The organism is Nocardia sp. NPDC060259 (assembly GCF_042728775.1).
Lineage (GTDB): Bacteria > Actinomycetota > Actinomycetes > Mycobacteriales > Mycobacteriaceae > Nocardia.
In genome coordinates, this window is the sequence record NZ_JBHXAY010000078.1 from 29,190 (window position 1) to 34,710 (window position 5,521).

The 5,521-nt window shown below is 69.6% G+C and carries 1 protein-coding gene; it reads left to right on the plus strand.

Translation table 11 applies throughout. The features are described 5' to 3' along the window. Positions 1-17 precede the first annotated feature (17 nt). On the plus strand, positions 18-5,521 hold a 5,504-nt coding region (locus tag ACFWF2_RS24350; RefSeq protein WP_379309756.1), incomplete at its 3' end, for an SDR family NAD(P)-dependent oxidoreductase.

Below are 5,521 nucleotides of genomic sequence, written 5' to 3' on the forward strand. Positions count from 1 at the left end.
TGGGAAGTAGAAGAAACGTGGATAAGTCAGTGCGCGACGTCGCCGAGGCCCTGCGCCGGTCCCTGCTCGAGAATGATCGACTGCGCAAGCAGAACGAGCGTATCGCGGGCGCGGCGGCCGAGCCCATCGCGATCGTGTCCATGAGCTGCCGTTACCCGGGCGGCATCGGATCTCCCGATGACCTGTGGCGACTGGTCGCCGAAGGAGCTGACGCGATCGGCGACTTCCCGACGAACCGCGGCTGGGATCTGAGCCGCTTGTTCGATGACGATCCCGAGGCCCGCGGGCACAGCTACTCCAGAGCGGGTGGCTTCCTCGATGATCCAGGGACCTTCGACGCGCGTCTGTTCGGGATCTCGCCACGCGAAGCGCTCGCCATGGATCCGCAGCAGCGGTTGCTGCTGCACGCGGCCTGGGAGGTGTTCGAGCGAGCCGGTATCGCGCCGTTGTCGCTGGAAGGACGCAACGTCGGTGTGTTCATCGGCGGCGGTTCCGGTGAGCACCCGTCCGTCCTGGCCGCGACGGGCGACACACTCGAAGGTGAGGTGCTCACCAGCAGTGCGAGCAGCGTGTTGTCGGGCCGGATCTCCTATACCTTCGGGCTCAGCGGGCCTGCGGTCACCGTGGACACGGCGTGCTCCTCGTCGTTGGTCGGTCTCCATCTCGCGGTGCAGGCCCTGCGCAGTGGGGACTGCGAACTCGCGCTCGGCGGCGGAGTGGCCGTCATGCACACCCCCGCTCCCTTCATCGAGGTATCCCGGCAGCGCGGCCTGGCCGCGGACGGCCGCTGCAAGGCGTTCGCGGCGGCGGCCGACGGCACCGGATTCGCCGAGGGCGTTGGTGTGCTCCTGCTCGAGCGCCTGTCCGACGCGCGCCGCAACGGGCACACGGTGCTGGCTGTCATCCGTGGTTCCGCGGTGAACCAGGACGGGGCGTCGAACGGTCTGTCCGCCCCCAACGGTGCCGCGCAGCGCCGGGTCATCCGGCAGGCACTCGGCAACGCGCGTCTCACGGCCGCGGATGTCGACGCCGTCGAGGCGCACGGTACCGGAACAGTTCTCGGTGATCCGATCGAGGCGCAGGCCATCATCGACGTCTACGGGAAGAACCGCCGCGCCGGAAGCCCGCTATGGCTGGGTTCGATCAAATCGAATATCGGCCATGCTCAGGCGGCAGCGGGCGTAGCGGGCGTCATCAAGATGGTCATGTCGATGCGGCACGGTGTGCTGCCGCAGACCTTGCACGCGGAGGTGCCGACCCCGCATGTCGACTGGTCCGCGGGAGATGTCCGGCTGTTGTCGCAGGCGCGCGCCTGGTCGGCCGCGGATGGGCCACGCCGGGCGGGGGTGTCCTCGTTCGGCGTGAGTGGTACCAACGCCCACCTGATTCTCGAGCAGGCGCCCGCTCCGACAACACCGGAACGGGCTGCCTGCGCACCGGTCGCTCTACCGTACGTGTTGTCGGGCAAGGATTCCGAGGCGGTTCGTCGCCAAGCGACCCAGCTGCACGAACACCTGGGCACCCACCCGGAGCAGGAACCGCGTGATGTGGCGCTGTCCCTGACGGCAACCCGCTCACCGCTGGACGAGCGCGCGGTTGTCGTCGCGAAGGACCGCACCGAACTGCTGTCAGCGCTCGATGCTGTCGCGTCGGAGCGGCATGCGGACAACGTCGCGCGTGACACTGCGCGCCGGACTCGGAGCGGCGTGCTGTTCGTCTTCCCCGGCCACGGCTGGCAGTGGTCGGGCATGGTGGCCGAATTGATGGCCACCGAACCCGTTTTCGCCGCGCGGCTCACGGAATGCGCCGCGGTGATCGACCCGATGGTCGGGTGGTCACTGCTGGATCTCTTGCGCGGGGATACACCGCTGCCCGAAGGCACCGAGGTGCTGCAGCCGGTGCTGTTCTCGGTCATGGTGTCGCTGGCCGAACTGTGGCGTTCCTATGGTGTCGAACCGGGTGCGGTGGTGGGGCACTCCCAGGGCGAGATCGCCGCCGCGTGCGTGGCGGGTGTACTTTCGCTGGCCGACGCGGCGCGCATCGTTGTGCGCCGGTCGCGGTTGTTCGCCGACGAACTCGTCGGAAACGGCACACTCGCGCTGGTCGGCCTGCCGGTCGACGAAGTTCGGGAACTCCTGTGCTCCTATCCGGGGCTGACGGTCGCCGCGGTGAACAATCCGACCACGACGGTCGTCGCGGGGGACGAGCAGCGACTGCTCGCGCTGGTCGCGGCCTGCACGGCCGACGGCCTGCGGGCTCGCATGCTGCCGGGAACGGTCGCGAGTCATTGCGATCGGGTGGAGCCGCTGCGGGACCGATTGCTCGACGATCTCGCCGGAATCGAGCCACTGCCCGGCACGGTCCCCTTCTACTCCGCGGTCACGGCCGATACCCGCGAGGCGGCGGAGCTCGGGCCGGAGTACTGGTACCTCAATGCCCGCGAGCCAGTCGAATTCGATCGGACCATCCGGACCGCGATCGATCGCGGTTTCCGGACCTTCGTCGAGGTGAGCGCGCATCCCTGGCTGACCGCCGGAATCGAGCAGACCGCCGAGACCGTGGGTGCCGAGGCGGTGGTGACCGGGACCCTGCGCCGCGACGATGGTGGCGGACTGCGGTTTCGTACGTCGTTGGCCGCGCTGCACGCGGCCGGTGTGCCGGTCGACTGGAAACCGCTCTTCGAACGGGTCGACGCTCGCCTGGTCGAGCTCCCGACCTACTCGTTCGATGCCACCCGATACTGGCTGGAGAACTCCGCGCGACCAGGCGATCTGAGTGCGGTCGGGCTCGCGGCTGTCGATCACCCGCTGCTCGCGGCGGCGGTGTCGCTCGCCAACTCCCAGGCAACGGTGATCACCGGACTCCTTTCGGTGCGAACGCATCCCTGGCTGGCCGATCACGCGGTTGGGGACACCATTTTGCTTCCGGGCAGCGCGTTCGCCGAGCTCGCGCTGCGAGCGGGTGCGCTCGACGGCTTCGACCACATCGAGGAGATGACGCTCGAGTCGACGCTGGTCCTGCCCGCCGAGAGCGCGGTGCGGCTCCAGGTCGTGGTCGCGCCCGTGGACGAGCACGGCCGCCGCACGCTGTCGATCCATTCGCAGATCGTCGGCGACGATGACGCGTCATGGCGCGGTCACGCGAATGCGATACTCACCCAGCGGGATTCGGCGCAAGTCGCCGATGCCGCGCCGTGGCCTCCGGCAGGCGCGCAACCGGTCGCCGAGGCCGAACTCGACGAGCTCTACGGCACGCTGTCCGCCCTGGGAATGGTCTATGGGCCTGCGTTCCAGGGCCTGGCGTGCGCGTGGCGTTTCGGCGACGAGGTCTTCGCCGAGGTGAACCCGATCGCCGCACTTCGCGATGCCGACCGGTTCGGCGTGCATCCGGCCTTGCTCGACGCAGCCCTGCACGCGGTGGCCTTCGGCTCGTTCACGACGTCCGGTGGCGGGCCACTGCTGCCCTTCTCCTGGAGCGGCGTCACCTTGCACCGCAGCGGTTCGTCGGTACTCCGGGTCCGGCTCGGGAAGGCCGCCACCGGGCCCGGCGTGTCGGTCCGGATCACCGACGACGAAGGTCACCCCGTATTGACCGCGGAGTCGATCGTCCTGCGCGAGATGCCGGCTTCGGCACGTCAGGCCGACGACCTGCTGCACGTGCACTGGCAACCGGTCACCCTGGACGGCGACCGAGCCGCGTTCGACGCGGACCAGCGAACCATCGCCCCGGCGGACCTCGGCGCACTGGCCGAAACCTCGACCGTGCCGGAGTTCGTGTTCCTGCCGGTACAGCCGGGCCTGCAGGACCCCGACGCAACGCACGCGACGGTGGCGCTGGGCTTGCAGGTCGTCCAGACCTGGCTCGGCACAGCGGAATTCGACGATTCCCAGTTGGTGTTCGTGACTCGGAACGCCATGACCACCGCCGGCGAACCGAACACCCGTGACCTCGCGGCGGCATCGTTGTGGGGGCTGGTCAGATCCGCGCAGTCCGAGCACCCCGGCAGATTCGTGCTTGCCGATCTCGATGACGACGCGAGGTCGGCGGAGCTGCTGCCCCTCGCGGTGCGCGGCGGCGAGCCGCAGCTGGCTGTTCGAGACGGTATGGCGCTGGTTCCCCGGCTCACCAGGGGGCCGGGGGCGGACCGGCGAGACGCGGCGCCCTGGGATCCCGCCGGTACGGTGTTGATCACCGGTGGCACCGGGACCATCGGCGCCGACCTGGCCCGGCATTTCGTCAGCGCGCACGGGGTTCGGCGTCTCGCGTTGGTGGGCAGGCGCGGAATCGACGCACCAGGCGCTCCGGAGTTGCGTGATGAGCTCACTGCACTCGGCGCGGAGGTCGCCGTCCTCGCGTGCGACGTGGCCGATCGGGCCGCGCTGAGCGACCTGCTCGACCGGTTGCCCCGCCTGACCGCCGTCGTGCACGCCGCGGTCGTGCTGGACGACGGCGTCATCACCGCGCAGACACCGGAGCGGATCGCCTCGGTGTTGCGTCCCAAGATCGATGCGGCGTGGCACCTCCACGAGCTGACCCGTGACCGCGACCTCGCGGCTTTCGTGCTCTTCTCGTCGGCCGCCGGAACACTCGGGACGCCGGGACAATCCGGGTACGCGGCCGCCAACGCCTATCTCGACGCGCTCGCCGAACTTCGACGGGCACAGGGGCTTCCGGCCGTCGCGCTGGCGTGGGGACGATGGGCTCGGGCCGACGGGCTCACGGCGGATCTCACCGCGGCCGATGTCGAGCGACTCGACCGGTCGGGAATCGTCGGCATGACCCCGGCGGAGGGCCTCGCCTTGCTCGACGCCGCGCGAGCGGTCGATCGTGCCGCCATCGTCCCGATGCGAGTGGATCCAGTCGCGCTTCGCGCTCAGCTGGCGAAGGGCACGGCGCATGTCCTGCTCAGCGGCCTGGTCCGATCGGTTGTCCGGGTGAACGGTGGCGCGCGGGCCGGTAGCCGGTCCCTGCTTCGTAGGCTCGCCGGACTGTCTCGTCCGGAACAGGAGAAGTATCTGCTCGATCTGGTCGTGGGTGAGGTCGGCGCCGTCCTCGGCTACGACGGCGCGCGACCGGTCGGCCCCACCGCGGCCTTCGCGGATCTGGGCTTCACCTCGTTGACGGCGGTGGAGTTCCGAAATCGGATGGCGACCGCCAGCGGCCTGCGATTGCCCGCCACGCTGGCGTTCGACTATCCGAATCCGGCGGATCTCGCCGGTTTCCTGCTGGACACCGTGCTGGGCGGGCCCGCCACCACGGAGACACCACGGGAGGCGGTGGCCGCGTTCGACGAACCCATCGCGATCGTCGCCATGAGCTGCCGATACCCCGGTGGCGTCGACTCGCCAGAGGCTCTCTGGCAGCTCGTGACCGAAGGCAGGGACGTGATCGCGCCGTTCCCGGTGGACCGCGGCTGGGACATGTCGGAGCTCTTCGACGCGCGATCGCGGGGTGTGGAACTCACCAGGGAGGGCGGATTCCTCGACGGCGCGGCGAATTTCGATGCCGGCCTGTTCGGGAT